Below are 25,413 nucleotides of genomic sequence, written 5' to 3'. Positions count from 1 at the left end.
CTCAGCGCGAGGCTGCGGAGGCGGGCGCAGCGGCGACCGGGGCCGAGCCTGCTGCCGCCACAGCCACGGGCCGCGCCTTGCCGCCGGCCTTGACCTTCTGCAGCCCGTCGACGACGACCTTCTCGCCGGCCTTCAGCCCGTCCAGCACCAGCGCGCGGCCGCCCTGGGCCGGGCCCAGCTTGACCGGCCGGGCGGTCACGGCGCCGTCGTCGGCGACGACCAGCACCGAGTCGCCCGCCGAGCCGCGCGCCACCGCCTGCTGAGGCAGCAGCACGCCGTCGGCCACCTCGGCCTGGGCCAGGCGCACGCGCACGTACAGCCCGGGCAGCAGCAGCCCCTGCGGGTTGGGCAGCTCGGCGCGCAGCGCGATCTGGCCGGTGTTGGCGTCCACGCTGAGGTCGGAGAACAGCAGCTTGCCGGCCTGCGGGAAGACGCTGCCGTCTTCCAGCAGCACCTGCACCTTGGCGGCCTCGCCACCACCGGCGCGCTGCAGCCGGCCGGCGGCCAGCGCCTGGCGCAGCCGCATCACGTCGGCGGCCGACTGCGTGAAGTTCACGTACAGCTTGTCGATCTGCTGCACGACGGCCAGCGGCGTGGCTTCTCCCTGGCCCACCAGCGCGCCCTCGGTGACGAGCGCACGGCCGATGCGGCCCGCGATGGGCGCGGTGACGGTGGCGTAGCCGAGGTTGATCAGCGCCGTCTGCACGGCGGCCTTGCCGGCCTGCACGTCGGCGGCCGCCTGCTTGGCGGCGGCCTGCGCGTTCAGCGCCTCCTGCTGGCTGACGGCCTGGCTCCTGGCCAGTGGTGCGTAGCGGTCGGCCAGTGCCTGGGCCTGCATCAGGTTGGCCTCGGCGCGGGCCAGCTGCGCCTGCGCGCTGGCCAGCGTGGCGCGGTAGGGCGCGGCGTCGATGTCGAAGAGCGGCTGGCCGGCCTTCACGTCCGAGCCTTCGGTGAACAGACGCTTGTGCAGGATGCCGGCGGCGCGGGCGCGCACCTGGGCCACGCGGTAGGCCTCCAGCCGCCCCGGCAGCTCCACCGACAGGTCGGCTCGGCCTGGCGCCACGGTGACGACGCCCACCTCGGGCGGCGGCGGCGCGGCGGCGGGGCCGGTCTGGCTGCCCGCCGGGCTGCAACCCTGCAGGCCCGCGCCCAGCCCCGCCGCCAAGCACATGGCGCCCAGCCCGGCCTTGCTACCCCTTGCCCACTTCATCGTTGCGACCCCGTCCGACGTTTTGCTGTGCTGGCCCCGGCGCCAGTGCAGGCGGGGCAAAACGCCGGACTGTAGCCATGCAAGCGCTGCCACGTCGGTGAAGCAACGCAAAGTCCCTTGACGGGATTTCGTTCAGCCCGTGCCGTTCGTCATGGTCGTTAGCGGGTCAGCGCCGCCAGCCGCGCGCGCTGCACCGCGCGGCCGATGTCTGCCCCCTGCGCGCCGCGCGCCATGGCCGCGGCGCTGACGGCGGCGAGGTCCACCTGCTGCGTCGCGGCCAGGTCGGCCAGCAGCCGCTCGCGCTGCGGGTAGTCGCGGTCTTCCAGACCCAGCCGGCCGCGCGCGTCGCACTCGCAGGCCCACAGCAGCTCGGCAAAGCGCTGCGGCCGCCGCCAAGCGTCGCAGCGTTCCAGCAGGCGCAGCCGCGCTTCGGCGCTGAAAGCCCCGCTCTGGTGTACGTGCGTGTGCTCGCGGGCGACCAGCGCGGCCAGCTCGCGGCAGTCGTTGGGCACCTTCCAGCGCGCGCTGACCTTGGCGGCCAGCTTCTCGCTGCGCAGCTCGTGCGCGATGTGGCGCGGCAGCTCCTCCTTGCGCGTCGTGCCCTTGCCGAGGTCGTGGCACAGGCAGGCGTAGCGCACCGTCAGCGGCGCGCCCAGCCGCGCACACTGGTCCAGCACCATCAGCAGGTGAATGCCGGTGTCGATCTCCGGGTGGTGCGCCTCGGGCTGTGGCACGCCGAACAGCGCCGCCACCTCCGGCAGCAGCTTCGGCAGCGCGCCGGCATCGCGCAGCACTTCCAGCATGCGCGACGGCTTCGCCTCCATGAGCCCGCGGGACAGCTCCTGCCAGACACGCTCGGCCACCAGCGCGTCCACCTCGCCGGCGGCGACCATGTCGCGCATCAGCGCGACGGTCTCGGGTGCGACGCTGAAGTCGGCGAAGCGCGCCGCGAAGCGGGCCAGCCGCAGGATGCGCACGGGGTCTTCGGCGAAGGCTGGCGACACGTGGCGCAGCACGCGGTCGCGCAGGTCGCGCTGGCCGCCGTAGGGGTCCACGACCTGGCCGGTGTCGTCCTCGGCCATCGCGTTGATCGTCAGGTCGCGGCGGGCCAGGTCCTGCTCCAGCGTGACATCGGGTGCCGCGTGGAACGCAAAGCCGTGATAGCCGGCGGCCGTCTTGCGCTCGGTGCGGGCCAGCGCCACTTCCTCGTGCGTGTCGGGGTGCAGGAAGACCGGGAAGTCCTTGCCGACGGGCTGGTAGCCTGCCTCGACGAGCGCCTGCGGCGACGCGCCGACGACGACCCAGTCGCGGTCCTGCACCGGCAGGCCCAGCAGGCGGTCGCGGACGGCGCCGCCGACGAGGTAGGTCTTGAAGGAGGAGGACATGGGGGCGACGTGCTCGCGTCGGTTCAAGAGATGCCGGTGAGGAGGGGGAGGAACCAGCGGCCGCCGGGGATGCCATACGCGCGCGTGGACGTGTCACCCAGGCTGGGCGAACAGCCCATCGACCGTTCGCGGACCACGATGACATCGGTGGGCGCATCCGCGTCGCTGGCCTGGACGGCGGCGTGGCCGCGATCGAGCTGAAACGCGATGTAGAACAGCCAGTCGTCGGCTCGTCCTCGGCCATCCACGCTGGCACACGAGTCCAGCGCGGCGCGCGGCGTCACGGACTCAAGCAGACTTCGTGCTCGGCGGGTCGTCCACATCGAGTTGTGGTCGTCGCCGGGGTGCGAAGCGATGAGGCCCCTGGCATGGGCCTCCGCCAGCGCCTTGTCGAGCAGCACGGTGGCGTGCTGCAGTTGCACGGCGATGCAGGAGGCCGGGCGCTGGGTCGGTGCCGGAATGTGCCGGTTGGTCACCTGGCCGCACTCTGCAGGCGCGGCGAAGCTGGGCGCCAGCAATGCCAGGCAGGCGAGGGGTGCCAGCCGGGCAAGGCGTGTGATCCGGGCGAAGCAAGGCATGGCGCAAGTATCGGCCTCCATGCCGACCCACTCACCAGCGCGGCAGCACCTGCTCGCCGGGCAGCAGCTCGTAGGGCGGCTTCCAGCCCGGCAGCGCCGTCTTCAGCCGCTCGCGCCAGGCGGCGATGGCCGGGTACTGCGCGGCCACATCGATGCCGCTTTCCTCGACCGGGAAGAACTGGTAGCCCGCCAGCGACAGGTCGGCGATGGTGGGCGCGCTGCCGACGATGAACTCGCGGCCGGCCAGGTGCTTGTCGACGATGCCGAAGGCGTTGTCGATGCGGCCCTTGAACCAGGCCATCAGCGCCGGCTCGGGTGGCGTGCCGGCAAAGGATTTCATGAAGCGGTAGGTCGCGAAGTAGCTGGTGAACTTGTGGTTGTCGAAGAACAGCCAGCGCAGCACGTCCTGCTGCTCGTCGTCGGTGGCGCCGCCGTACCTGCCTTCGCGCCGGGCCAGGTACAGCAGGATGGCGGCCGATTGCGTCAGGCGCTGGCCGTCGATCTCCAGGATGGGCACCTCGCCCATCTCGTTCTCGCCCTGGCGCCACGCGTCGGAGCGCGTCAGGCCGGCGGCGAAGTCGGCCAGCGGCACATGCCGCACGGTCCAGGGCAGCTGCAGCGCCTGCAGCATCAGCGCGACCTTGTAGGTGTTGCCGGATTGGGAGAAGCCGTGGAGGGTGATCATGGTCAGCGTTGTTCGGGAGGCAGGCCGCCCAGCGCGGCGACGAGGCGGGCGTGAGCGGCCAGGTCCACGGGCCGGTGCTTGGGCTCGGTGCGGGCAGGGTGGGCGGCCAGCGAGTTGCCGCCCTTCCAGTCCCGGGCGGGCCGCACCGGCCGCGGCACGAAGCCGCCACCGCAGTTGGGGCAGACGTTGCTCAGCAGCCCTTCGGCGCAGGCCGCGCAAAACGTGCACTCGAAGCTGCAGATGCGCGCTTCCAGCGAGTCCGGCGCCAGCGCCACGGCGCAGTGCTCGCAGCAGGGGCGGAGTTCCAGCATGTCAGCGCGAGTTGCGGTAGGGCTCGTCCTCGGCGAGGAAGTCCTGCTCGCGCAGCGCGTCGGCCACCCAGTCCTCCACGGCCGGGTGGGCCAGCAGTGCGTCGCGGTAGGCGGCGGCGCGCTCCGACAGCGGGAAGCCGAACCGGCTGAGCCGCACCGCGACCGGCACGAAGTAGGCATCCGCCCCACTGAACTCGCCGAACAGGAAGGGGCCGGCGCTGGTGCCGAGCGCGTCGCTCCAGGCCGCGTCCAGCCGCTGCACCTCGGCGCGCAGCGTCGCGTCTTCGGCCCACAGCCGGGCGCCCACGTCGGGGAAGAAGGCTTCGATGTTCATCGGGCACGCGGTACGCAGCCGCGTGAAGCCGGCGTGCATCTCTGCGCACAGGCTGCGTGCACGGGCACGGGCCCGCGCGTCGCGCGGCCAGATGGCCTTGTCGGGGAAGCGGTCGGCGAGGTACTCGGTGATGGCCAGCGTGTCCCACACGGTGAAGCCGTCGTCCTCCACCAGCACCGGCACACGTTTCGTCGGCGTCACGGCCGCGATGACGCGGGTCCACTCGGAGCCTTCGCTGAAGTCGAAGCGCAGCTTGACCTCCTCGAACGGAATGCCGAACGCCGTCAGCAGCACGCCGCTGCGCATGGACCAGGACGAATAGTTCTTGTTGCCGATGTAGAGCTTCATGGGGCCTTTCAAGTGAGCCGCCGAGCTTAGGCGCGGCGGCCGCCGTTGGCGATGAGCATTGCGCAACGGATTGATGCGCGCTCAGTGCCGCGCACGCCACGCGTCCAGCCGCGCGACGCCGGCGCCGGGGGCCAGGTAGCCCGGCAGCACGGCGGCCAGCGAACTGGCCGTGATGCCCAGCTCGGCCAGCCCGGGGTGCGCGCCGCTGGCCACGTTGGGCACGCTCAGCGACGCGAGGTTGTCGCGCGACAGCAGCGGCTCGCCCGGCAGGCATTCCATCGCCAGCGCCTGCAGCGTGGCGAGAGGCCCCGGCAGCGGCAGCACGGGCCGCTCGCAGCCCGCCACGCGGCCGGCGAGCTGCACCAGCTGCGCCAGCGTCAGCTCGCGCGGGCCGGCGATTTCGTAGGTCTGGCCGATGGCGTCGCGGCGCAGCAGCACCTCGACGAGGGCCTGCGCCAGGTCCTGCACCCACACCGGTTGCAGCCGCGCGCCGGCGCCGCCCAGCGGCATCAGCGGGAAGAGGCGCTGCAGCCCGGCGAAAAGGTTGACGCTGCGGTCGCCCGCGCCGAACACCAGCGACGGCCGCACCAGCGTCAGGTCCAGCGCGCCGGCCTGCGCGGCCGCCTGCAGCACCGCCTCGCCGGCCGCCTTGCTGCGCAGGTAGCGCGACGGCGCGTCGGCGGCCACGCCCAGCGCGCTCACGTGCACCAGGCGCCGCACGCCGGCGTCGCCCATGGCCGCGGCCACGCGGCGCGGCAGCTCGACGTGCGCGCGCCGGAACGCGGCCTCGCGGCCCTGCAGGATGGCGATGAGGTTGACGACGGCGTCCTGCCCCGGCAGCAGCGCCGGCAGATCGCGGAAGACGTCGGCCTGCACGACCGTGACACCGGGCAGGCTCTGCACGGCCCGCGCGTGCGGCAGCCGCCGCGTGGGCACCGTGATGCGCACGCCGGCGCCCAGCCGGCGGGTCAGCTGCTCGCACAGCGCGCGGCCGACGAAGCCGCTGCCGCCGAGGATGAGGACGGACAGGCCCATGGTCACAGCCCTCCCGCGGCGGCCGGCGGTGGCACGTCGCCCGCGTCCGCGCCACGGCTGCCGGCCGGGCCCACGCTGGCGCCCAGCCGCTCGCGCAATTTGGTGGCCGGCAGCCCCAGCAGCTGCGCGTAGACCGTGCCGCCCAGCAGCACCTTGCGCACATAGTCGCGAGTCTCGTTGAACGGGATGTTCTCGGCCCAGATCGCCGCGTCCAGCACCGGGCCGTCGCGCCAGCGTGCGGGCCGGCCGGGGCCGGCGTTGTAGGCCGCGGCAGCCAGCGCCTGCGCGCCGTCGAAGCGGTCCAGCACCAGCTTCAGGTAGTGCGTGCCGATGCGCAGGTTGAAGTCGCGGTCGTGCATCAGTTCGGGGCTGTAGGCGAGGCCAGCCTTCTTGGCCGTCCACTTGGCCGTGGCGGGCATCACCTGCATCAGCCCGGCCGCGCCGACGTGCGAGCGCGCGTCCAGCACGAAGCGCGACTCCTGGCGGATCAGCCCGTAGACGTAGGCCGGGTCCAGCGACGCCGCCTGGGCCTCGCGCATCAGCTCGGCCTTGTGCGGCAGCGGGTAGCGCTGCGCGATGTCGATCTCGCTCTTCGTGCGCTCGCTGGTGTTGATGCAGCGGTCCCACACCTCGCGGTCGCAGGCCTCCTGCGCGGCGGCCAGCAGCGCACGGTCGTTCATGCCGCGCAGCGAGAAGTTCCATTCGCGCACGCCCTCGCTGCGCAGGCCCAGGTCGATGAGGCGCAGTGCACGCGCCAGGCCCGGGTGGCTGCGCGCGGCGCGGCGCTCCTCCGCCGTCAGCGGCGCGGGCACGGCGGGCAGCGGCGTGGGCAGGCCCAGGTCCTCGGCGGCCAGCCGGCCGAAGTAGTTCAGCGGCGTCGTGGCCAGCGCGGTGAGCTGCGCGCGGGCGGCGGCGGCGTCGCCCTGCATGCGGGTGGCGCGGGCGCGCCAGTACACCCAGCCGGGGTCGCGCTGCTCGCCGGCGCTCATCTGCTCGATGGCGCGCAGCGCGACGACGGGCGACTTGGCACGCAGCGCGGCGCGGGCGGCCCAGGCCAGCGCGTCGTCGCTGAACCCCATGTCGGGCGCCAGCTTGTGCGCGCGCTCGAAGGCGCCCAGCGCGTCGTCCTGCAGCCGCATGGCCGACTGGCGGCCGATCTGCATCCACAGCCAGGCCTGCAGGTCGGTGGGCAGGCGGCTCCACTTGTCGCGCAGCACGTCGCCCGCCTGGTCGGGGTCGTTGGCGGCCACGCGGGCCAGTGCCAGCGCGGTCAGCTCGGCTTCCGCGCGCGGCGTGGTGCGCGCCTTGCGCGTGAGGTAGCGGCCGGCGTTGTCCTGCAGTTCGGCGAGCTTCTGCTCCAGCGCCTTGTTGCCCAGCAGTGCCACGGCCTGGCGGGCCGCGCGCGGGCGGCCCTGCTCCAGCGCCTGGCGGGCCTTGGCCCAGGCGGTGTCAGGCTTGAACAGCCCGGCCTCGACGAAAGTGGTGGCGAGCGCGTTGCAACCGTCGTCGCCGTCCTTCTGTGCCATCCAGGCGGCGCGCGCCGTGTCGGCGTCGACCTTGGTGCCCGACAGGTGGTCGGCCAGCAGCGCGTAGCAGGCCACCTCGCGGTCGTCGCGCATCTGGTAGCTGGCGTGGTCGCGCCGGAAGCCGGTCCAGTCGCGGCGCCGGCCCAGCTCCAGCAGCCAGTCGTTGCGCAGCCGGTCTTCCACGTAGCTGCCGGGGTAGCGCGCGTAGAACGCGTCCATCTCGGGCTGGCGCACCTCGGCCAGGCGGGCGTTCAGGTCGAAGTACTCCACCCAGCCGGCCAGCGGGTGGGCCTGCGCGCGGGCGGCGTCCACCAGCGGCGCCAGGCGCTTGCGGTCGCGCTTGACCCAGGCGTCGCGGGCCTGCACGGCCAGGTCGTCTGCCGGCGCCGGCGCGGCCGACGCCGCTTGCGCCAGCGCCATCAGGCCCACCGCGGCCCAGCGGCCCCAACGCTTCAACACTTGCCCACCCGATCGCTTCATGACTGCTGCTTCCCCGTTGCAGGTCAATTTAACCCAGCGGCGGGGCGCCCCCAAGGCGCTTCCCACGCATGGCGGCGTTTGCCATGGCCTAGGGGTGGTGATAGCGCTACCCGGCACCTAGTCTTGGCGCCACACCACGAGGAGACGATGTTGAGCAAGCACCTGATGCTGGGCGCGGCCTGCGCACTGACGAGCCTGGGCGCGCTGGCCGTGCCGCAGACCTATGCCGAGGCCGGCCTGAGCGGCCCGGCGCCCGCCACCGCCAGCTTCGTGGCAGCGTCCAGCGGCCGGCTGGTGGCCTGGTACACCGGCGGCGTCGGCGGGCTGACCGTGCTGGCCGGCGCGAGCATCAACGGCGTGGACGGCACGCCCGGGCTGAACAACCATGCGCCGGGCCGCCAGTACGGCGACCGCTACGTGATGGCTGACGTGAAGGCCGGCGACACGGTGTCGTTCTTCATCCAGGTCGTCGACGGCGCGCGCTATTCCACCGACCCCGCGCGCAACGGCGACGGCGTCAACCATGCGTGGTGGGCCGCCTACGCCGGCGATGCGCTGGTGCCGGCCGGCGTCAACGTGGCCTTCGAGGACTTGAACGGCGGCGGCGACCTGAATTACCACGACCACAGCTTCGTGTTCCAGATCACTGCCGTGCCCGAGCCGGCCGGCTGGGCGTTGCTGCTGGGCGGCCTGGCCGGGCTGGCCGCATGGCGGCGCCGAGGCTGACGGCGACCCAACCCCGTTGACGCCCCGGCAGCCCCGGGGCGTCGTCGTTGATGGGTTCCAATACGCGGCAACTCCACTGACGGGGCGCCGATGTCCGCTGCTGTTCACCCCGACCGCGCCGAGCTGCGCCGCGGCCTGCTGGCCCAGCGCCGCGCCTTTGCCGCCACGCCGGCCTTCCAGGCCGCCGAGCATGCCGTACGGCAGTCGCTCAGCCTGCTGCTGGAGCAGCTGGAGCCCGAGCTGCTGGGCGTGTACTGGCCGCTGGGCGGCGAGTTCGATGCCGGCGCCTTGCCGTTCCCGCGTGCGCTGCCGTTCGCGCGGCGCGACCCGGCCGAGATGGTGTTCCGCCGCTGGGACGGCGCCGCGCCCGCCGCGCAGGATGAATGTGGCATCGCCACCAGCACGGGCGCCGTCGCCGTGCCCGACGTCGTGCTGGTGCCCTGCGTGGGCTTCACGCGCGAGGGTTTCCGGCTGGGCTACGGCGGCGGCTATTTCGACCGCTGGCTCAGCGCTCACCCCGGGGTGACCACGGTGGGTGTGGCATGGTCGGGGGCCGAGACCCAGTTCGCCGTCGAGCCGCACGACCGCGCGTTGACGGTCATCCTCACAGAACGCGAGCTCATCGCCCCAGATTGAAAGCGCCCCCGCACGATGCATGACGGCATGACCCTGATCTCCACGCTGGCCGCCGCGTTCGGCCTCGCCCTGGTGCTGGGCCTGTTGGCGCAGTGGGCACGGTTGCCCGCCCTCGTGGGCTATCTGCTGGCCGGCGTGCTGATCGGGCCGCACACGCCGGGCTTCGTCGGCGACGTGCACCTGGCGCACCAGCTGTCGGAGGTGGGCGTCATGCTGCTGATGTTCGGCGTGGGCCTGCACTTCTCGGTCGGCGACCTGATGTCGGTCAAGCGCATCGCGCTGCCCGGCGCGCTGGTGCAGATGGCCGCGGCGACGGCGCTGGGCGCCGGCCTGGCGCACGGGTGGTGGGGCTGGGACCTGGCCGCGTCGCTGATCTTCGGCCTGGCGCTGTCGGTGGCTAGCACGGTGGTGCTGCTGCGTGCGCTGGAGTCGCGCGAGCTGCTGCACACCGGCAACGGCCGCATCGCCGTCGGCTGGCTCATCGTGGAAGACCTGGCCATGGTGCTGGCGCTGGTGCTAATCCCGGTGCTGGGCGCCAAGGACGACAGCGGCGCGCAGGGCAACCTGGCCGTCACCATCGTCACGACGCTGCTGGCCGTGGCGGCGTTCGTCGCCATCATGCTGATCGCCGGCCGGCGCCTGCTGCCGTGGCTGCTGTGGCAGGTCAACCGCACCGGCTCGCGCGAGCTGTTCACGCTGGCCACCGTGGCCGCGGCCGTGGGGCTGGCCGTGGGCGCGGCGGCGCTGTTCGGCGTCAGCGTCGCGCTGGGCGCGTTCTTCGCTGGCCTGGTGCTGCGCGAGTCGGCCTTCAGCGAGCGCGCCGCGCACGAGAGCCTGCCGCTGCGCGACGCGTTCGCGGTGCTGTTCTTCGTCGCCGTGGGCATGCTGTTCGACCCGAAGATCCTCATCGAGCAGCCGCTGGCCGTGCTGGCGACGGTGCTGGTCATCCTGGTCGGCAAGACCGTGGCCGCCGGCGCGCTGGTGCTGCTGCTGAAGTACCCGCTGTCCACCGCGCTGACGGTGGCCGTGAGCCTGGCGCAGATCGGCGAGTTCAGCTTCATCCTGCTGGGCCTGGGGCAGAGCCTGGGCCTGGTGCCGCCCGAGGCGACCAGCCTGGTGGTGGCCGGCGCCATCGTGTCCATCGCGCTGAACCCGGTGTTGTTCGCCGGCGTGGAGCCGCTGCGGCGCTGGGTGCTGCGGCGGTCCGCCTGGGCCCGCAAGCTGGAGGCGCGCGACGACCCGCTGGCCGAGCTGCCCGTCGACACGCCGCAGAGCGCGCTGGCCGGGCAGATCGTGCTGGTGGGCCACGGCACGCTGGGCACGGCGCTGCACGCGCTGCTGGGCGAGCGCCCGCTGGTGGTCATCGACCGTGACCGCGACGTGGTGGAGGCGCTGCGCGCCGACGGCCAGGCCGCCGTGCTGGGCGATGCCGCCGAGGCCATGACGCTGGTGCAGGCCCACATCGCGCAGGCGGCCTGGCTGGTTGTCGCGCTGGCCGACGTGCGCGGCGTGCCGGCGCTACTGGCACTGGCCCGCCAGCTCAACCCCGGGCTGCGCTGCGCCGTGCTGGCGCACACCGACGAGGAGGAGCAGTGGCTGGGCCAGGCGGGCGTGAGCCATGTGCTGCGGTCGCAGCGGGCGCTGGCCGAGGCGCTGGCGCGCGTGGTGGCCGAGCCGGCTGCCGCGCCGGCGCATTGACCCTCAGACCTCGGCCAGCTGCTGCCGCGTGAGCGCGGCCTGCTCCCGCACCCAGTCGGCAAAGGCCTGCACCTCGGGCCGTGCCGACGCGGCCGGCGCCGGCAGCAGCCAGTAGGCATAGGGGCTGGTCAGGCGGCCGGCGGCGCCGAAGGGCTCCAGCAGCTCGGCCCGCTGCAGGTGCTCGTGCACCAGCGGCAGCCGCGCCAGCGCGACGCCCTGGCCGGCCAGCGCGGCCTGGATCTGCTGGTAGGTGAAGTTGAAGTACATCCAGCGCAGCGGCTGCAGGTCGGGCTCGCGCTGACGCGTCAGCCAGTGCCGCCAGGACAGGAACTCGGCGCTGGGCCGGGGGTCGTCCTCCTCGGTCAGCGCATGCGCGGCCAGGTCGCCCGGCCGCCGCAGCGCCGGCAGCCGGCCGTTGCGCGTGGACTCGGCATACCAGGGGCTGACGACGGGCGACACGGTCTCCTCGAACATCAGCTCCGCGGGCGAGCTCAGGGCCGTGCCGGCGATGTAGCGCAGCGCGAGGTCGTGCTCGCCGTCTTCCAGCTCGACGAGGCCGTCCTGGGCCGACACGCGGATGTCGATGTCCGGGTGGTGCTTCTGGAACTCGCACAGCCGCGGGATCAGCCACAGAGACGCGAAGGACGCGAACGTCGTCACGTTGACGACGCGGCGGCCGCGCGTGCGGCGGATCTGGCGCACCGTCTGGTCCAGCTTGGACAGCACCGCCACCGCCGTGGGCAGCAGCTGGGCGCCGTCGCTGGACAGCTCCACCTTGCGCGTGCCGCGCAGGAACAGCGTGCAGCCGATCTCTTCCTCCAGCGACTGGATCTGCCGGCTGATGGCCGACTGCGTCAGGCTCAGTTCCTCCGCCGCGGCGCGGAAGGACAGCAGCCGGGCGACGGCCTCGAAGGCGCGCAGCGGGCCGACGGACAGCGGGCGTTGACGTATCGGCTGATTCATGAGCAGATGGTATCAATCGCTGCGGCGGAGTCATTGGACCGCCCTGGGGGATCTCAGCAGAATCCCTGACATCAACCCAGGAGCAACATCATGAGCGATGCGCAATCAACATGGCATCTGGACGGCGGCCGGGCGCTGACGCTGGCCGGTGGCGCCGAGGCGCGCCGCTTGGCGGTGGCCCGCGGCCGCGTGTGGCTGACGCTGTCCGGTACGGCTGACCGGCCTGCTGAAGACCAATGGCTGGAAGCCGGCCAGACCGTGGCGCTGGCGCCGGGCCAGTCGGCCGTGCTGGAAGGCTGGCCGGCCGCCGATTTCGAACTGCTGGTGCCGCCCGGCTCAGCTGCGACGGGCCGGGGCCTTCTTGGCCGCCGCCTTCTTGGCGGGCGCTGATTTCCTGACCTTGGCGTTGGCAGCCCGCAGCGCCGCCTCGAACGCCAGCCGCGCCCAGGGCAGCATCAGCGGCGGCGACTCCAGCGCGTCTTCCGGCGCGCGGTAGTAGCTCATCACGGTGCGCTTGCCGTCCTGGGTGTCGTAGCTGAAGGGCTCGCAGCCGGCGGCGACGAAGCGCTCGCGGGTCGTGTCGTCGGCCTTCAGGAAGAACTGGCCGTCGGCGATCAGCGCCATGAACAGGCCGTCCACATAGAAGCCGCGGCCGCCGAACATCGCGCGGGTGCGCACGGCGCCCAGCGGCGACAGCAGTTCGACGCACAGGTCGGTGAAGGCATCGTTGGTCGGCATGCGGCGAATGTAAGCTCCGGCGCCATGGATGCGAACGACCGCGCCGCGCTCCGGCACAAGCTGATCGAACAACGCCTGGCCCTGCCGAACCGGCTGGACCTCGCTGCCGAGTTGCAGGAGGTGCTCAGCGTCTGGCTGCTGCGCCGCCGGGAAAAGACGATCGGCGCCTACTGGCCCATCAAGGGCGAGTTCGACCCGCTGCCCACGCTGTACCGCTGGGGCGAGAACCACCCCGAGCGCCGCATCGGCCTGCCCGTCGTCGACAAGGAGCACGGCACGCTGCGCTTTCACGTCTGGTACCCCGGCTGCCCGATGGAGGAAGACGCCTTCCACATCCCCAAGCCCAAGGGCACCGAGGCATTCCAGCCCCAGCTGATGCTGGTGCCCTGCCTGGGTTTCGGCCCGTGCGGGCTGCGGCTGGGCTATGGCGGCGGCTTCATGGACAAGACGCTGGCCGAGATGCAGCCGCGGCCCGCGGCCGTGGGCATCGGCTACGCGCACGGCTTCCTGCCGCTGCTCAAGCCCAGCGCGCTGGACGTGCCGCTGGACGCGATGCTGACGGAAGAGGGCGTCGTGTGGGACCGCGAGGGCTGAGCACGCCGCCCGCCGGCGGCCGCGGGCATCGCGCTTGTTGACAAATGAATTCAAACGAATACATTCGTGTTCGTTGGAGTTCATTTGAAGGCAGGTGCCCATGGCGACCCAGACCATCACGATGGAGCCCTTGTCGGCTCGCATCCCGAGCGATCTCTACCTGTGGCTGGCGCAGCTGCAGGTGGACGGTGCCACGACCAACAGCGACAAGCTGCGCGTGCTGCTCTCCCAGCTCAAGCGCCAGCATGACGGCGCGTTCGACTACGTGGCTGCGCACGCCTGGGCGCGCGAGCTGACGCACCGGCTGCGCGAGGCGCTGGTGCGCATCGAGGGCGCCGAGGGCCGCCACTCCGAGGTGTTGGGGGCGCTGGTGGAGCAGGTGACGACGCTGATGGCGCTGGTCATCAGCCACGCGCCGGCCACGGCCGACGACGCCGCCCGGCTGGAGGACGCGCTGGTGCGCCGCGCGGCGCTGCTGGGCGAGTCGCTGCTGCGCCAGGCGACGACGAGCACCGCCCATGCGTTCGACCCCGGGGTGGTGAGGCGCCACCTGGCGCCCTCCATCGAGCTGGCTTCCACGTTGAAAGGAGCGTGACATGAGCGATTCCCTGAAGGCCCGCGTGGGCCGCGTCATCGCCGGCGGCATGCATGCGCTGCTGGACCGGATCGAGGACCTGAATCCGCAGGCGGCGATGGAGCAGACCCTCCGCGAGGCCGACGGCGTCATCGATGAGGTGCGCCATGAGCTGGGCACCGTCAGCGCCAACCGGCACCTGGCGCAGCAGCAGCACGCGCGGCTGAACCGCAGCCACGAGGACTTGCGCGACCAGATCGCGCAGGCGCTGGCGTCGCAGCGCGAGGACCTGGCGCGCGCCGCCGTGGCCCGGCAGCTGGACATCGAGGCGCAGATCCCGGTGCTGGAGACGACGCTGGCCGACCTGGCCCGCCAGGAACAGGAGCTGCAGGGCTTCACGGCCGCGCTGCTCGCCAAGAAGCGCGAGATGCAGGATGCGCTGGCGGAGTTCCGCAACAGCCGCGCCGCCACGGCATCGGCCGCGCAGCCGGTGGGGCAGGCGGGCGTGGAGCAGCGGCTGTCCAAGGTCACGGACGCGTTCGACAAGATCTTCCAGCGCCAGACGGGCCTGAACGGCGCGCCTGCCGGCGACCTGAAGCAGGACGCGCAGTTGCGTGAACTGGACGAGCTGGTGCGCGACCACAAGATCGCCGAGCGCATGGCCCAGATCAAGGCCGGCCACAACTGAGCATGGGTGCCGAGCAACCGGGGAGGACTGGATGAATCTGTTCACTGCGTCCGAGACGCTGCCCTTCGGCGTCGCCGTGGCCTTGATCGTCGCCATCGCCGTGCTGGAGGGCGTGGGCATGCTGGTGGCGCTGAGCCCCAGCAACGTCATCGATGACCTGCTGCCGCATGCGGTGCCCGAGTCGGGCCTGGACCGCGTGCTGGGCTGGCTGCACCTGGGCCGCGTGCCGGCGCTGGTGCTGCTGCTGCTGTTCCTGCTGGGCTATGCGCTGTTCGGCTACGCGCTGCAGAAGGTGGCGATGAACCTGCTGGGCAACTTCCTGCCCGCGTGGGCGGCGGGCCTGCTGGCCGTGCCGCCGGGCCTGGCCACGGTGCGCGGGCTGGGCAGCCTGGTGGCCCACATCGTGCCGCGCGACGAGACCAGCGCCGTCAGCGAGCAGTCGCTGGTGGGGCGGGGCGGCGTCATCAGCGCCGGCGCGGCCCGCCGCGGCCTGGCCGCGCAGGCGCGGGTGCGCGACGCGTTCGGGCGCACACACTACCTGATGGTTGAGCCTGACTTCGACGAAGAGGTGTTCGAGGAAGGCGTGCAGATCCTTATCGTGCGAAAGCAGGGGGCGTTCTATCGCTGTATCGCCAACCCGCATCCGAACCTCATCTGACAACAAGGGAGCTGAAAGACAACATGGACAACCTCATCGAGATTTCCGCCATCGCCGGCATCGGCCTGCTGGGCCTGCTGACCATCGGCTTCGTCTTCGCGCGGCTGTACAAGCGCAGCACCAAGGAGACCGCCTTCGTGCGCACGGGCCTGGGCGGCCAGAAGGTCATCATGGACGGCGGTGCCATCGTGCTGCCGGTCTTCCACGAGTGCGTGCTCGTCAACATGAACACGCTCAAGCTCGAAGTGCTGCGCCGCGAGCGCGAGAGCCTCATCACCAAGGACCGCATGCGCGTGGACGTGACGGCCGCGTTCTTCGTGCGCGTGAAGCAGACCGAAGAGGCGGTCAGCACCGCCGCGCAGACGCTGGGCACGCGCACGATGAGCCCCAACGAGCTGAAGGCGCTGGTGGAGGACAAGTTCGTCGACAGCCTGCGCGCCACCGCCGCGACCATGACCATCCAGGAGCTGCAGGACAAGCGCCGCGACTTCGTGCAGGCGGTGCAGAACGCCGTCGCCGAGGACCTGGAGAAGAACGGCCTGGAGTTGGAGTCCGTCTCGCTGACCAGCCTGGACCAGACCGACAAGCAGTTCTTCAACCCCAACAATGCGTTCGACGCCGAGGGCCTGACGCGCCTGACCGAGCAGACGGAGGCGCGCCGCAAGCAGCGCAACGACGTCGAGCAGGACACCGAGGTGCAGGTGCGCACGAAGAACCTCGAGGCGAGCCGCCTGAAGCTCACCATCGAGAAGGACCAGGAGTTCGCCACGCTGGCCCAGAAGCGCGAGGTGGAAGTGGCGCGTGCCGAGCAGGTGGCGCTGATCGCTGCGCAGCAGGCCGAGCGCAACCGTGAGGCCGAGACGGTCAAGATCGAAGCCGAGCGTCAGGTCGGCCAGCGCCGCATCGAGGCCGAGCGCGAGATCAAGGCGGCGGAGATCGAGAAGAACCTCGTCATCCAGACGCGCGAGATCGAGCAGGAGCGCCAGGCCGAGCTGAAGCGCGCCGAGCAGCGCAAGCAGGTGGAGATCGCCCGTCAGGACACGCAGATCGCGATCGCGACGAAGTCGCGCGAGCAATCCGAGGCCGATGCGGCCGCCAACCTCGCCCGCGCCGAGGCCGTGAAGGCCGAGGAAACCGTCAACACCGCGCGCCAGGTGGCCGTGGCCGAGCGGGACAAGGCCATCCAGCTCATCGAGGCCAGCAAGGACGCCGAGCAGAACGCGATCGCCGTGAAGGTGTCGGCCTCCGCCGAGAAGGAGGCCGCCATCGACCGTGCCGAGGCGCTGACCATCGAGGCCAAGGCCAAGCAGGCGGCCGCGATTGCCGAGGCCGAAGGCCGCCGCGCGATCAACGAGGCGCTGAACATGCTGTCCGCCGCGCAGATCGACCTGCAGGTGCGCACGCAGCTGCTGCAGCAGCTGCCGGAGATCCTGGCCCAGGCCGTCAAGCCGATGGAGAACATCGACTCCATCCGCATCGTGTCGGTCAACGGCATGCCGGGCCAGGGCGGCGCGGCGAGCGGCGAAGGCGGCGCGGCGGTGGCCGGCACCTTTCCCGAGCAGGTCATGAACTCGGCGCTGCAGTACCAGATCGCCAAGCCCATCGTCGACGCCGTCATGCAGGACGCCGGCCTGTCCAACCAGGGCATCACCGGCATCGCGCAGAACCTGGCCGGGCTGCTGAAGCCCGCATCGCCGGCGGCGCCGACGTCGGCGGACTGAGTCAGGACGCGCGCGCCGGCGCGCCCGCGTTCAGCGGCGCGCGACTGGGCGGGGGGCGCCAGCGTAGTCCGCGGGGAGCTTCATCAGCGCGGGGTCAGGCTCGCCGCGCCGGATCTTCTCCAGCCGGTAGTTCTGCTCGCCCGAGCGCGGGTCGGCGTCGCGGCTGGAAATGGTCAGCATCAGCTCCGGCGAGCGCCACACCTCGCGGCTGATGACGATGGGCTTCTCGTTGCCTATCCTGCCGGCCGCGATGGTCCACGTCGTGCGCTCGCCGTTGACCTTCAGGCCGTCGATCTCCTTTGCGGGCAGCGCCGTCGTCGTGCCGCCGGTGCGTGGCAGCAGTGGGCCCTGCAGCAGCAGCGGGGGCACGGGCGGTACCGGCGGTACGGGAGCGGCCATGGGCGCGGGCGGTGCGGGCGGGGCAGGCGGCAGTGGCATCTCGCTGGCGCGCAGCACGCGCAGCTCGCGGCGGCGCTCGGGCGTGCTGGCGCCGGCCGGTGCGGGCACGACGACGTCCCGCTCGATGACGATGCCGGGCTCGCCCGTCAGCGCGTGGGCGCGCGCCCGCTCGGCATCGGCACTGCGCGCCTGCTCGGCCACGCGGGCGCCCCATTCCCGCCAGCGCGCGGCCTGCTCCTTCATGCGCTCGCCCCAGTCCTGCATCGACGCCTGCCACGCGGCCTGTGCGGCCTCGTCGTCGCTGCCGCGGCCGCCGACGGCGTGGCCGCGCAGCCGCTGCACGCGCTTCTGCTCGGGGTGGATGACCCAGCTCTCCCCGGCCACGGGGTCGTTCAGGTAGACGACCTTGGGGCCGCCTTCGCGCTGCACCTCGCGCCGCGTGCGGCCTTCGCCGTCGCGGCACAGCTCGCTCTGCTGCTTGCGCACGATGCGGTTGCCGTCGGCCAGCGTCTGCACGTTCTCATGCACGGCCGTGGCGCAGTAGGGCGCGCCCTTCACGACGCGTTCGCCCTCCAGCTCACGGCCAGCGAAGGCCAGCGCCCGCTCGCCCAGCGCCAACTGCACCGGCACGTCGGCCAGCGCGATGGCCACGTCGCGCTCGACCTTGAGCCGCAGCGCCTCGGCATCCTGCGCGCCGGCGCAGGCGGCCAGCGTGAACAGCGACAGGCAGGTCAGGGGTTTCTTCATTGGGGGTCTCCAGCGGGGTCAGTTCAGCAGCCGCACGGCCAGCACCTGGCCGCTCGGGTTCAACATCAGTTCGGCGCGCACGAGTTCGTCGGCCCGCGCGGCGTCGAAGGGCAGGCCCAGCAGCGCCAGGCGTTCGCGCGGCAGCTCGGTGGGCTGCAGCCACACGGCGGCGCTGCGGCCGGCGGCCAGCGCGGCGCGGAACTCGCCGTCCGGCACCAGCGGGATGAAGCCGCTGCCGGCGCCGGCCAGCGGCGCGGCGTGGCCGGTGCCGGGCGGGTCCAGCAGCAGCGCGGCGCTCAGCAGCGCGGCCGCCGCGGTCCCCAGCGCGCCGCTGCCCCAGGCCAGCCGGCGCAACCAGCGCGGCTCGTGCAGCGGCGGCGCCGGGGGCGGGGCAGGGCGGGCCAGCAGCTGGCGGGTCAGCGCCGCCAGCACGGCGGCATCCTGCGCGGCGCCGGGTTGCAGCCGCGCGAAGTCGGCCCGCGCGGGGCGCAGCCAGGCCGGGGTGTCGTCGGGCAGGGTCATGGTCGTTCTCCGGCATCCAGCAGGTCGGCCAGGCGCTGGCGCGCGCGGTGCAACCGCGTGCGCAGCACATCCACGCTGGTGCCGGCGATGGCGGCAGCCTCCTCGTAGCTGCGCTCCTGCAGGTCGACGAGCGTGATGGCCTCGCGCTGCGGCCAGCTCAGGCGGCGGATGGCGGCCCACAGGCCGTCCTCGCGTTGCGCCTGCGCCAGCCGTTCGTCGCTGGCCGGCGCGGGTTCGCTGTCGAGGGTGTCGTCCAGTGGCACGTGGCGGCGCTGGTCGCGCCATTGGCTGAGCAACTGGTGCCGGGCCATGCCGGCGAGGTAGGCGCCCAGCGAGCCGCGGCCGGCCTGGTAGCCCTGCGGGCCGCGCAGCAGCTGGGCAAAGGCTTCCTGCACGGCGTCCAGCGCCGCGGCCTCGTCGCCGGCCAGCGCCAGCGCGTAGCGGTAGACCGAGCCGCTCTCGCGCCGGTACAGCTGCGCCAGCGCGTCGGCATCACCGGCCGCCAGCCGCGCCAGCAGCGCGCACTCGTCCGAGCCCGCCGCGGCCGGGGCCAGGAAGCCGAGCCGCGTCAGCCAGCTCATGAGCGGCGGCTGCATGAAAAAGGGGCCTGCAGAACTTGCATGCCCCGATTGAGCGCAGGAGGGCGGAGACGTTACTCCGGACTATCCCGCTGTCACTTTTGGCACCTCAGCCTTCGGGCCGAGCGCCGGGCCGCCCCAAGCCGGCCCATTTGGCGATGAGCACGCGGCTCGATGCCGCGTGTATCGCCGTCCCCTCGGGGGACCGACCAGACTCGCCCGCGTTCAGCGAGGCGAGACTGGACGAGGGGTCAGCTGTCGCTGCCCATTTGCGACTGCAGGTAGTTCTGCACGCCGACGGTGTTGACCAGCTCCAGCTGCGTCTCCAGGTAGTCGATGTGCTCCTCGGTGTCGTCCAGGATCGCGACGAACAGCTCGCGGGACACGTAGTCGCGCACGCTCTCGCAGTAGGCGACAGCTTCCTTCAGGTGGGCGTGACCGGTCTTCTCGATCTTCAGGTCGCACTCCATCGTCTCGACGGCGTTCTCGCCGATGTAGAGCTTGCCGAGATCCTGCAGGTTGGGCAGGCCGTCCAGCGTCAGCACGCGCTCGATGAGCTTGTCGGCGTGCTTCATCTCCTCGATGGACTCCTCGTACTCGTGCTTGGCCATCTTCATCAGGCCCCAGTTCTTCAGCATGCGGGCGTGCAGGAAGTACTGGTTGATGGCGGTCAGCTCCAGCTTGAGCTGGGCGTTCAGGTGCGCGATGACTTGCGGGTCGCCTTTCATGGCGGGCTCCAGATTCGTGAAATTGGTTGGCAGTATCGCGACCGAAAGCCCTTGCGCAAAACCGCTCTTTTTGCAAATGAGAGCGATTCGCATTAGACTTCGTGTCCATGATTGTCTGTGTCTGCCACCGCGTCTCCGACCGCGACATCGCGATTGCCGCCTCCAGCGGCTGCCCGAGCTTCGAGGCCCTGCAGGACGACCTGCGCGTGGCCACGGCCTGCGGCGCTTGCCACGACTGCGCGCGGGAAGTCTTCGAGGACAGTCGCGTTGCCGGCTGCTCCGCGGCGGGCCGCGCCGGCCGGACGATCGCCATCCAGGCGCTGGCCGCCTGAGCACCGCTAGAATCCGGCCCCAGGCGCCAGGAATGGCGCCATTTTTTTGTTGGTCCTTGCCCGAAGTCGTTGTGTTGTCGCAGCCGCTCTAGGCGGGACTGCACTGCACGACAACCGCAAGGAAACTTCATGAGCACCCAGCAGACCGGCATCGTCAAGTGGTTTGACGACGGCAAGGGCTACGGCTTCATCACCCCCGCCGACGGCAGCAAGGACCTGTTCGCCCACCACAGCGAGATCAAGAACAACGGCGGCTTCCGCACGCTGGCCGAAGGCGCTCAGGTCGAGTTCGAAGTGAAGCAGGGCCCCAAGGGCCTGCAGGCCGCGAACATCCGCGCGCTGTAATTCACGTCGGCCCCGCGCCCCAAGCCCGCTCGCTGAGCGGGCTTTGTGCTTTTCAGGGCCCGTCCAACGACAATCCAAGGCTATGTCCGCTCTGCCTGTTGCCGCGCCCAAGGCGCTGACCGCCTACCGCCCGTTCTGGGCCAAGCGCTTCGGTCCCGCGCCCTTCCTGCCCATGAGCCGGCAGGAGATGGAGCAGCTCGGCTGGGATTCCTGCGACGTCATCATCGTCACGGGCGACGCTTACGTCGACCACCCCAGCTTCGGCATGGCCGTCATCGGCCGCACGCTGGAAGCCCAGGGCTTTCGCGTCGGCATCATTGCGCAGCCGGACTGGAACAGCGCCGATGCGTTCAAGGCGCTGGGCAAGCCCAACCTGTTCTTCGGCGTCGCGGCCGGCAACATGGACTCGATGATCAACCGCTACACGGCTGATCGAAAAATCCGCAGCGACGACGCCTACACGCCCGGCGGCGAAGGTGGCAAGCGCCCCGACCGCGCCACGCTGGTCTACACCCAGCGCTGCCAGGAGGCGTTCAAGGACGTGCCCATCGTCATCGGCGGCATCGAGGCGTCGCTGCGCCGCATCGCGCACTACGACTACTGGCAGGACAAGGTGCGCCGCTCCGTGCTGGTGGACAGCAAGGCTGACCTGCTGGTCTACGGCAACGCCGAGCGCGCCATCGTCGAGATCGCCCACCGGCTGGCGCGGCGCGAGCCCGTGGAGAGCCTGACCGACATCCGCGGCACCGCCTTCATGCGCCGCGACGGCGACTCGTCGGCCGACGGCTGGTTCGAGCTGGACTCCACCGAGGTGGACCGTCCCGGCCGCATCGACGAGCTGATCAGCCCCTACCAGGAGATCAAGCAGGAGACGACCTGCGCGACCAGCGACGAGCCGGACGCGCCCAAGCCCATCACCATCCACAAGACCGGCCGCATCAGCATGCCGCCGCGGGAGCGCACCGTCGTGCGCCTGCCGGCCTACGAGGTGGTGAAGAGCGACCCGGTGCTCTACGCCCACGCCAACCGCGTGCTGCACCTGGAGACCAACCCCGGCAATGCGCGCGCGCTGGTGCAGCGCTACGACTTCAACGGTATCGAGCGCGACCTGTGGATCAACCCGCCGCCCATCCCGCTGTCGACGCCGGAGATGGACCATGTCTTCGACCTGCCCTACGCCCGCGCGCCGCACCCCAGCTACGCCGACGAGAACGGCAGCCACGACGGCGCGACCAAGATCCCGGCGTGGGAAATGATCCGCTTCAGCGTGAACATCATGCGCGGCTGCTTCGGCGGCTGCACCTTCTGCTCCATCACCGAGCACGAGGGCCGCATCATCCAGAGCCGCTCGGAAGACTCGGTCATCCGCGAGATCGAGGAGATGCGCGACAAGGTGAAGGGCTTCACCGGCATCGTCTCCGATCTGGGCGGCCCCACGGCCAACATGTACCGCATCGGCTGCAAGAGCCCCGAGATCGAGGCCGCCTGCCGCAAGCCCAGCTGCGTCTACCCGGGCATCTGCCCGAACCTGAACACCAGCCACGACCCGCTCATCAAGATGTACCGCCGCGCGCGGGCGCTGCCGGGCGTCAAGAAGATCCTGATCGGCTCCGGCCTGCGCTACGACCTCGCCGTGCAGTCGCCCGAGTACGTGAAGGAGCTGGTCACCCATCATGTGGGCGGTTATCTCAAGATCGCGCCTGAGCACACCGAGAGCGGGCCGCTGTCCAAGATGATGAAGCCGGGCATCGGCACCTACGACCGCTTCAAGCAGATGTTCGAGGCCGCCAGCGCCGCGGCCGGCAAGAAGCAGTACCTGATCCCGTACTTCATCGCCGCCCACCCTGGCACCAGCGACGAGGACATGATGAACCTCGCCGTGTGGCTGAAGAAGAACGGCTTCCGCGCCGACCAGGTGCAGACCTTCTACCCCAGCCCCATGGCCACGGCCACGGCCATGTACCACTCGGGCCGCAACCCGCTCAAGGGCATCAGCCGCGACGAGAGCCGCGGCGAGAAGGTGGACATCGTGCGCGGCGAGCGCCGCCGCCGGCTGCACAAGGCCTTCCTGCGCTATCACGACGCCAACAACTGGCCGCTGCTGCGCGAAGCGCTCAAGGCCATGGGCCGGGCCGACCTCATCGGCAACGGCAAGCACCACCTGATCCCGACCTACCAGCCCGTCACCGACGGCAGCTACGAGAGCGCGCGGCGCAAGAATTCGACGCCGTCGCCCGTGGCGGCGCGGCCGTCGGCGCCGCGCAAGGGTCAGGTGCTGACACAGCACACCGGGCTGCCGCCGCGGGTGACGGGCGCCAAACCGGCGGCTCGCGCGATCGGCGGACGTCCGGGCAAACCCGGTAAGCGCTGACCCGCGGGGGCGGGCTTTTGCCCGCGCTTTTCGTGGCAGCGCGCCTGTGGATGCACTACGCTTGCGTGTCCTGATCGACGAGGCTGCCGCGGCCGCGGCAACCCGCGTGCCCGGAGTCCTCGCCCCCATGCAAGAAACCACGTCTGCCGTTGACGACGATCTGCTCGAGCTGCTCGACGAGCCCGAGCACCACGAGCTGGACCACCGCCCGCACGACCGCCCCTGGCGCATCCTCATCGTCGACGACGACGGCGACGTCCACAAGGCCACCGAACTCGCCATGCAGGGCCTCACGGTCGAAGGCCAGCCCCTGGTCTTTCTGCATGCATCCTCCGCCGCCCAGGCGCGCCAGCTGCTCGCCAGCGAGGACGACCTGGCCGTCGTGCTGTTGGACGTCGTCATGGAGAGTGAGGACGCCGGCCTGCAGCTGGTGCGCCACATCCGCGAGGAGCTGCGCCTGAATGCCGTGCGCATCGTGCTGCGCACCGGCCAGCCCGGCTATGCACCGGAGATCGAGACGGTGCAGGCCTATGACATCAACGACTACAAGACCAAGTCCGAGCTGACGCGCACGCGGCTGTACACCGTGCTCACGGCGGCCGTGCGTTCGTACCGCCAGATCTGCGCGCTGGAGGCCAACCGCCGCGGGCTGGAGATGATCGTCGACAGCAGCACGTCGCTGTCGCGCATGCGCGGCCTGTCGCGCTTCGCCGAAGGTGTCGTCACGCAGCTGTGCGCGTTGCTGGGCATCCTGCCCGAGGGCCTCGTGTGTGCGCAGGTGCATGGCGAGGCGGCCGATGAGGTGCGCATCGTCGCCGCTGCCGGCCAGTACAGCGGCCTCATCGACCGGCCGCTGGCGCAGGTCAAGATCCCCGCCGTGCGTGACCGCCTGGAGCGCTGCCTGCGCGAGCAGAAGAACCTCTACGACGACGGCACGGTGCTGTACTTCGGCATGGGTCAGGGCCGGGCGATGGCCGCGCTGGTGGACGTCGGCCGCGAGCTCGACGAGCTGGACCAGCAGCTGCTGCGCGCCTTCTGCTCCAACATCGCGGTGGGCTTCGAGAACGTCGTGCTGTACAGCCAGTTGCTGGACCAGGCCTACAACGACCCGTTGCTGCGCCTGCCCAACCGCAACCGCTTCGTCGAGCTGCTCGACAAGAACCTGAAGGATCCGACCGGCGTCACCCTGGCGCTGATCGACATCGACGACTTCTCGGACATCAACGACGCCTTCGGCCATCACTTCGGCGATCAGGTGCTGCAAGCCGTCGTGCATCGGTTGAGCGAGATGCTGGGCCTGAACACGGCCATGGCCCGCGTCGGCGCCGACACCTTCGGTGTGCTGGGCGAGCATGCCAAGGTCTGCCCCGAGACCGTCAGCGGCGTCTTCGCCGACCCTTTCATCGTCGCCGGCGAGCGGCTGCAGCTGTCGGCCACGACCGGCCTGGTGCGGCTGGGCGAATCGACGGCCGTCGGCTCCGAGCTGCTGCTGGATGCGCAGATCGCTCTCAAGCGCGCCAAGCAGCAGCAGCGCGGCTCATCCCAATATTTCTCGGCCGCCATGGGCAGCGACGCGCGCGAGCGCTTCAAGCTGCTCAAGGGCCTGCGTACCGGCTTCGAGGAAAGCCAGCTGTTCGTCGTCTACCAGCCGCAGGTGGACATCGTCAGCGGACGCGTCATCGGCGCCGAGGCGCTGCTGCGCTGGCGTGCGACGGACGGCCGCTTCATCCCGCCCGACCAGTTCATCCCGCTGGCCGAGCAGAGCGGCCTCATCATCCCGATCGGTGAGTTCGTCATGCGCACGGCCTGCACACAGCTCAAGCGCATGCAGGCCCAGGGGCATGGTGAGTTCCGCATGGCCGTCAACGTGTCCATGGCGCAGTTCCGCCACCCGGGCTTTCTGGACATGCTGTCGCGCGCGCTGGAGGACACCGGCGCCGCCGGCCAGAGCCTGGAGCTGGAGATCACCGAGTCCATGGCCATGGAAGACGCCGAGCTCGTGCTGCGCGTGCTGGCCGACGTCAAGCAGCTGGGCTTCTCGGTGGCCATCGATGACTTCGGTACCGGCTTCTCGTCCCTGAGCCAGCTGCGCCAGCTGCAGGTGGACCGGCTCAAGATCGACCGGGCCTTCGTGCAGGAGGCGCAGTCGTCCACCGCCGGCTCCACCATCGCGCAGATGGTCATCAACCTGGGCCGCGGCCTGGGCCTGACCGTCATCGCCGAAGGCATCGAGACCGAGCAGCAGCGCCAGTACCTCATCGGCCTGGGCTGCCACGAAGGCCAGGGCTGGCTGTTCGCCAAGCCCATGCCGGCCGAGGAGCTCGAAGCCTGGATGAAGCGCTGAGCCCACGGCCTCAGAGGTTGAGAGTTTTTCGGCCGTGCCAGAAAGGCGCGTCAAAGCGCCCTCGAACTAGGCGCAAAGCGCAGCCATAGCTCGGGCTATGGCGAGCATTTGCAACGACGGGCGAGGGCGTTTTGGCGTGCGAGGCGGCCCTGGGTGAAA

At 71.2% G+C, this 25,413-nt stretch carries 27 protein-coding genes; 13 read left to right on the top strand and 14 right to left on the bottom strand.

Annotated elements, in window-relative coordinates; genetic code table 11:
* Position 1: 1 nt before the first annotated feature.
* From ACG04Q_RS02545 to ACG04Q_RS02510, 8 genes are all read right to left on the bottom strand, one after another.
* On the bottom strand, positions 2-1,210 hold the full coding sequence (locus ACG04Q_RS02545) for an efflux RND transporter periplasmic adaptor subunit (protein WP_394509246.1): 1,209 nt from the start codon (positions 1,208-1,210) through the stop codon (positions 2-4).
* Positions 1,211-1,368: 158 nt separating this feature from the next.
* Complete coding sequence (locus ACG04Q_RS02540; protein WP_394509245.1) at positions 1,369-2,595, bottom strand: multifunctional CCA addition/repair protein; 1,227 nt, start codon at positions 2,593-2,595, stop codon at positions 1,369-1,371.
* A gap of 23 nt (positions 2,596-2,618) precedes the next feature.
* Positions 2,619-3,173: a hypothetical protein gene (locus ACG04Q_RS02535; RefSeq protein WP_394509244.1), complete on the bottom strand. Its 555-nt coding sequence runs from the start codon at positions 3,171-3,173 to the stop codon at positions 2,619-2,621.
* A gap of 31 nt (positions 3,174-3,204) precedes the next feature.
* Entirely contained in the window at positions 3,205-3,858 is a 654-nt protein-coding gene (locus tag ACG04Q_RS02530) for a glutathione S-transferase family protein (RefSeq protein ID WP_394509243.1), read from the bottom strand.
* A gap of 2 nt (positions 3,859-3,860) precedes the next feature.
* Complete coding sequence (locus ACG04Q_RS02525; protein ID WP_394509242.1) at positions 3,861-4,169, bottom strand: DUF1272 domain-containing protein; 309 nt, start codon at positions 4,167-4,169, stop codon at positions 3,861-3,863.
* Between the two features lies 1 nt (position 4,170).
* Positions 4,171-4,851, bottom strand: coding sequence for a glutathione S-transferase family protein (locus ACG04Q_RS02520; protein WP_394509241.1), 681 nt, complete (start codon positions 4,849-4,851; stop codon positions 4,171-4,173).
* 81 nt (positions 4,852-4,932) lie between these two features.
* Positions 4,933-5,886 (bottom strand): complex I NDUFA9 subunit family protein, encoded by a 954-nt coding sequence (locus tag ACG04Q_RS02515; protein WP_394509240.1) that lies wholly within the window; start codon positions 5,884-5,886, stop codon positions 4,933-4,935.
* 2 nt (positions 5,887-5,888) lie between these two features.
* Entirely contained in the window at positions 5,889-7,871 is a 1,983-nt protein-coding gene (locus ACG04Q_RS02510; protein ID WP_394509239.1) for a lytic transglycosylase domain-containing protein, read from the bottom strand.
* A gap of 171 nt (positions 7,872-8,042) precedes the next feature.
* Between ACG04Q_RS02510 and ACG04Q_RS02505 the strand changes: the two genes are divergently transcribed.
* The 3 genes from ACG04Q_RS02505 (at position 8,043) to ACG04Q_RS02495 (ending at position 10,952) form a co-directional block, all read left to right on the top strand.
* Positions 8,043-8,618: a PEP-CTERM sorting domain-containing protein gene (locus ACG04Q_RS02505; RefSeq protein ID WP_394509238.1), complete on the top strand. Its 576-nt coding sequence runs from the start codon at positions 8,043-8,045 to the stop codon at positions 8,616-8,618.
* Between the two features lie 90 nt (positions 8,619-8,708).
* On the top strand, positions 8,709-9,254 hold the full coding sequence (locus tag ACG04Q_RS02500; protein WP_394509237.1) for a 5-formyltetrahydrofolate cyclo-ligase: 546 nt from the start codon (positions 8,709-8,711) through the stop codon (positions 9,252-9,254).
* Positions 9,255-9,269: 15 nt separating this feature from the next.
* Entirely contained in the window at positions 9,270-10,952 is a 1,683-nt protein-coding gene (locus tag ACG04Q_RS02495) for a cation:proton antiporter (RefSeq protein ID WP_394509236.1), read from the top strand.
* A gap of 3 nt (positions 10,953-10,955) precedes the next feature.
* On the opposite strand, the gene ACG04Q_RS02490 is transcribed toward ACG04Q_RS02495, so the two are convergent.
* Complete coding sequence (locus ACG04Q_RS02490) at positions 10,956-11,915, bottom strand: LysR family transcriptional regulator (protein ID WP_394509235.1); 960 nt, start codon at positions 11,913-11,915, stop codon at positions 10,956-10,958.
* Positions 11,916-12,005: 90 nt separating this feature from the next.
* Between ACG04Q_RS02490 and ACG04Q_RS02485 the strand changes: the two genes are divergently transcribed.
* Positions 12,006-12,305 carry a DUF2917 domain-containing protein gene (locus ACG04Q_RS02485; RefSeq protein ID WP_394509234.1) on the top strand — a complete coding sequence of 100 codons (300 nt, stop codon included), beginning with the start codon at positions 12,006-12,008 and terminating at the stop codon, positions 12,303-12,305.
* Here ACG04Q_RS02485 and ACG04Q_RS02480 read toward each other — a convergent pair.
* Complete coding sequence (locus ACG04Q_RS02480) at positions 12,252-12,653, bottom strand: TfoX/Sxy family protein (RefSeq protein ID WP_394509233.1); 402 nt, start codon at positions 12,651-12,653, stop codon at positions 12,252-12,254. The two genes, ACG04Q_RS02485 and ACG04Q_RS02480, sit on opposite strands and share 54 nt — an antisense overlap.
* 24 nt (positions 12,654-12,677) lie before the next feature.
* Here ACG04Q_RS02480 and ACG04Q_RS02475 point away from each other — a divergent pair, with 24 nt between their 5' ends.
* The 5 genes from ACG04Q_RS02475 (at position 12,678) to ACG04Q_RS02455 (ending at position 16,888) form a co-directional block, all read left to right on the top strand.
* Positions 12,678-13,247, top strand: a complete 570-nt coding sequence (locus ACG04Q_RS02475) for a 5-formyltetrahydrofolate cyclo-ligase (protein WP_394509232.1) — start codon at positions 12,678-12,680, stop codon at positions 13,245-13,247.
* A 100-nt stretch (positions 13,248-13,347) separates the two neighbouring features.
* Positions 13,348-13,842, top strand: coding sequence for a hypothetical protein (locus tag ACG04Q_RS02470; RefSeq protein ID WP_394509231.1), 495 nt, complete (start codon positions 13,348-13,350; stop codon positions 13,840-13,842).
* 1 nt (position 13,843) lies between these two features.
* The gene (locus tag ACG04Q_RS02465) at positions 13,844-14,509 is read left to right on the top strand and encodes a PspA/IM30 family protein (protein WP_394509230.1); all 666 of its coding nucleotides are present in this window, start codon (positions 13,844-13,846) and stop codon (positions 14,507-14,509) included.
* A gap of 31 nt (positions 14,510-14,540) precedes the next feature.
* Positions 14,541-15,167 (top strand): YqiJ family protein, encoded by a 627-nt coding sequence (locus ACG04Q_RS02460; RefSeq protein WP_394509229.1) that lies wholly within the window; start codon positions 14,541-14,543, stop codon positions 15,165-15,167.
* A 23-nt stretch (positions 15,168-15,190) separates the two neighbouring features.
* On the top strand, positions 15,191-16,888 hold the full coding sequence (locus ACG04Q_RS02455; protein WP_394509228.1) for a flotillin family protein: 1,698 nt from the start codon (positions 15,191-15,193) through the stop codon (positions 16,886-16,888).
* Positions 16,889-16,918: 30 nt separating this feature from the next.
* Here ACG04Q_RS02455 and ACG04Q_RS02450 read toward each other — a convergent pair whose 3' ends face one another.
* From ACG04Q_RS02450 to bfr, 4 genes are all read right to left on the bottom strand, one after another.
* Positions 16,919-18,034 carry a hypothetical protein gene (locus ACG04Q_RS02450; RefSeq protein WP_394509227.1) on the bottom strand — a complete coding sequence of 372 codons (1,116 nt, stop codon included), beginning with the start codon at positions 18,032-18,034 and terminating at the stop codon, positions 16,919-16,921.
* An 18-nt stretch (positions 18,035-18,052) separates the two neighbouring features.
* Positions 18,053-18,556, bottom strand: coding sequence for a hypothetical protein (locus tag ACG04Q_RS02445; RefSeq protein ID WP_394509226.1), 504 nt, complete (start codon positions 18,554-18,556; stop codon positions 18,053-18,055).
* Positions 18,553-19,152: an RNA polymerase sigma factor gene (locus tag ACG04Q_RS02440; RefSeq protein ID WP_394509225.1), complete on the bottom strand. Its 600-nt coding sequence runs from the start codon at positions 19,150-19,152 to the stop codon at positions 18,553-18,555. Before ACG04Q_RS02440 ends, ACG04Q_RS02445 begins: the two co-directional genes overlap by 4 nt.
* A gap of 233 nt (positions 19,153-19,385) precedes the next feature.
* Complete coding sequence (gene bfr / locus ACG04Q_RS02435) at positions 19,386-19,862, bottom strand: bacterioferritin (protein WP_394509224.1); 477 nt, start codon at positions 19,860-19,862, stop codon at positions 19,386-19,388.
* Between the two features lie 107 nt (positions 19,863-19,969).
* Here bfr and ACG04Q_RS02430 point away from each other — a divergent pair, with 107 nt between their 5' ends.
* The 4 genes from ACG04Q_RS02430 (at position 19,970) to ACG04Q_RS02415 (ending at position 25,254) form a co-directional block, all read left to right on the top strand.
* On the top strand, positions 19,970-20,194 hold the full coding sequence (locus ACG04Q_RS02430; protein WP_394509223.1) for a (2Fe-2S)-binding protein: 225 nt from the start codon (positions 19,970-19,972) through the stop codon (positions 20,192-20,194).
* A 129-nt stretch (positions 20,195-20,323) separates the two neighbouring features.
* Positions 20,324-20,539 carry a cold-shock protein gene (locus ACG04Q_RS02425; RefSeq protein WP_268166916.1) on the top strand — a complete coding sequence of 72 codons (216 nt, stop codon included), beginning with the start codon at positions 20,324-20,326 and terminating at the stop codon, positions 20,537-20,539.
* Between the two features lie 82 nt (positions 20,540-20,621).
* Entirely contained in the window at positions 20,622-22,910 is a 2,289-nt protein-coding gene (locus tag ACG04Q_RS02420; RefSeq protein ID WP_394509222.1) for a YgiQ family radical SAM protein, read from the top strand.
* Between the two features lie 127 nt (positions 22,911-23,037).
* Complete coding sequence (locus tag ACG04Q_RS02415) at positions 23,038-25,254, top strand: putative bifunctional diguanylate cyclase/phosphodiesterase (RefSeq protein ID WP_394509221.1); 2,217 nt, start codon at positions 23,038-23,040, stop codon at positions 25,252-25,254.
* The last annotated feature ends 159 nt before the right edge of the window (positions 25,255-25,413 follow it).

The organism is Pelomonas lactea (assembly GCF_043555885.1).
Taxonomy (GTDB): Bacteria; Pseudomonadota; Gammaproteobacteria; order Burkholderiales; family Burkholderiaceae_C; genus Pelomonas; species Pelomonas lactea.
Note: the sequence above shows the minus strand (reverse complement) of the source record. Positions and strands in the feature narration are given on the sequence as shown.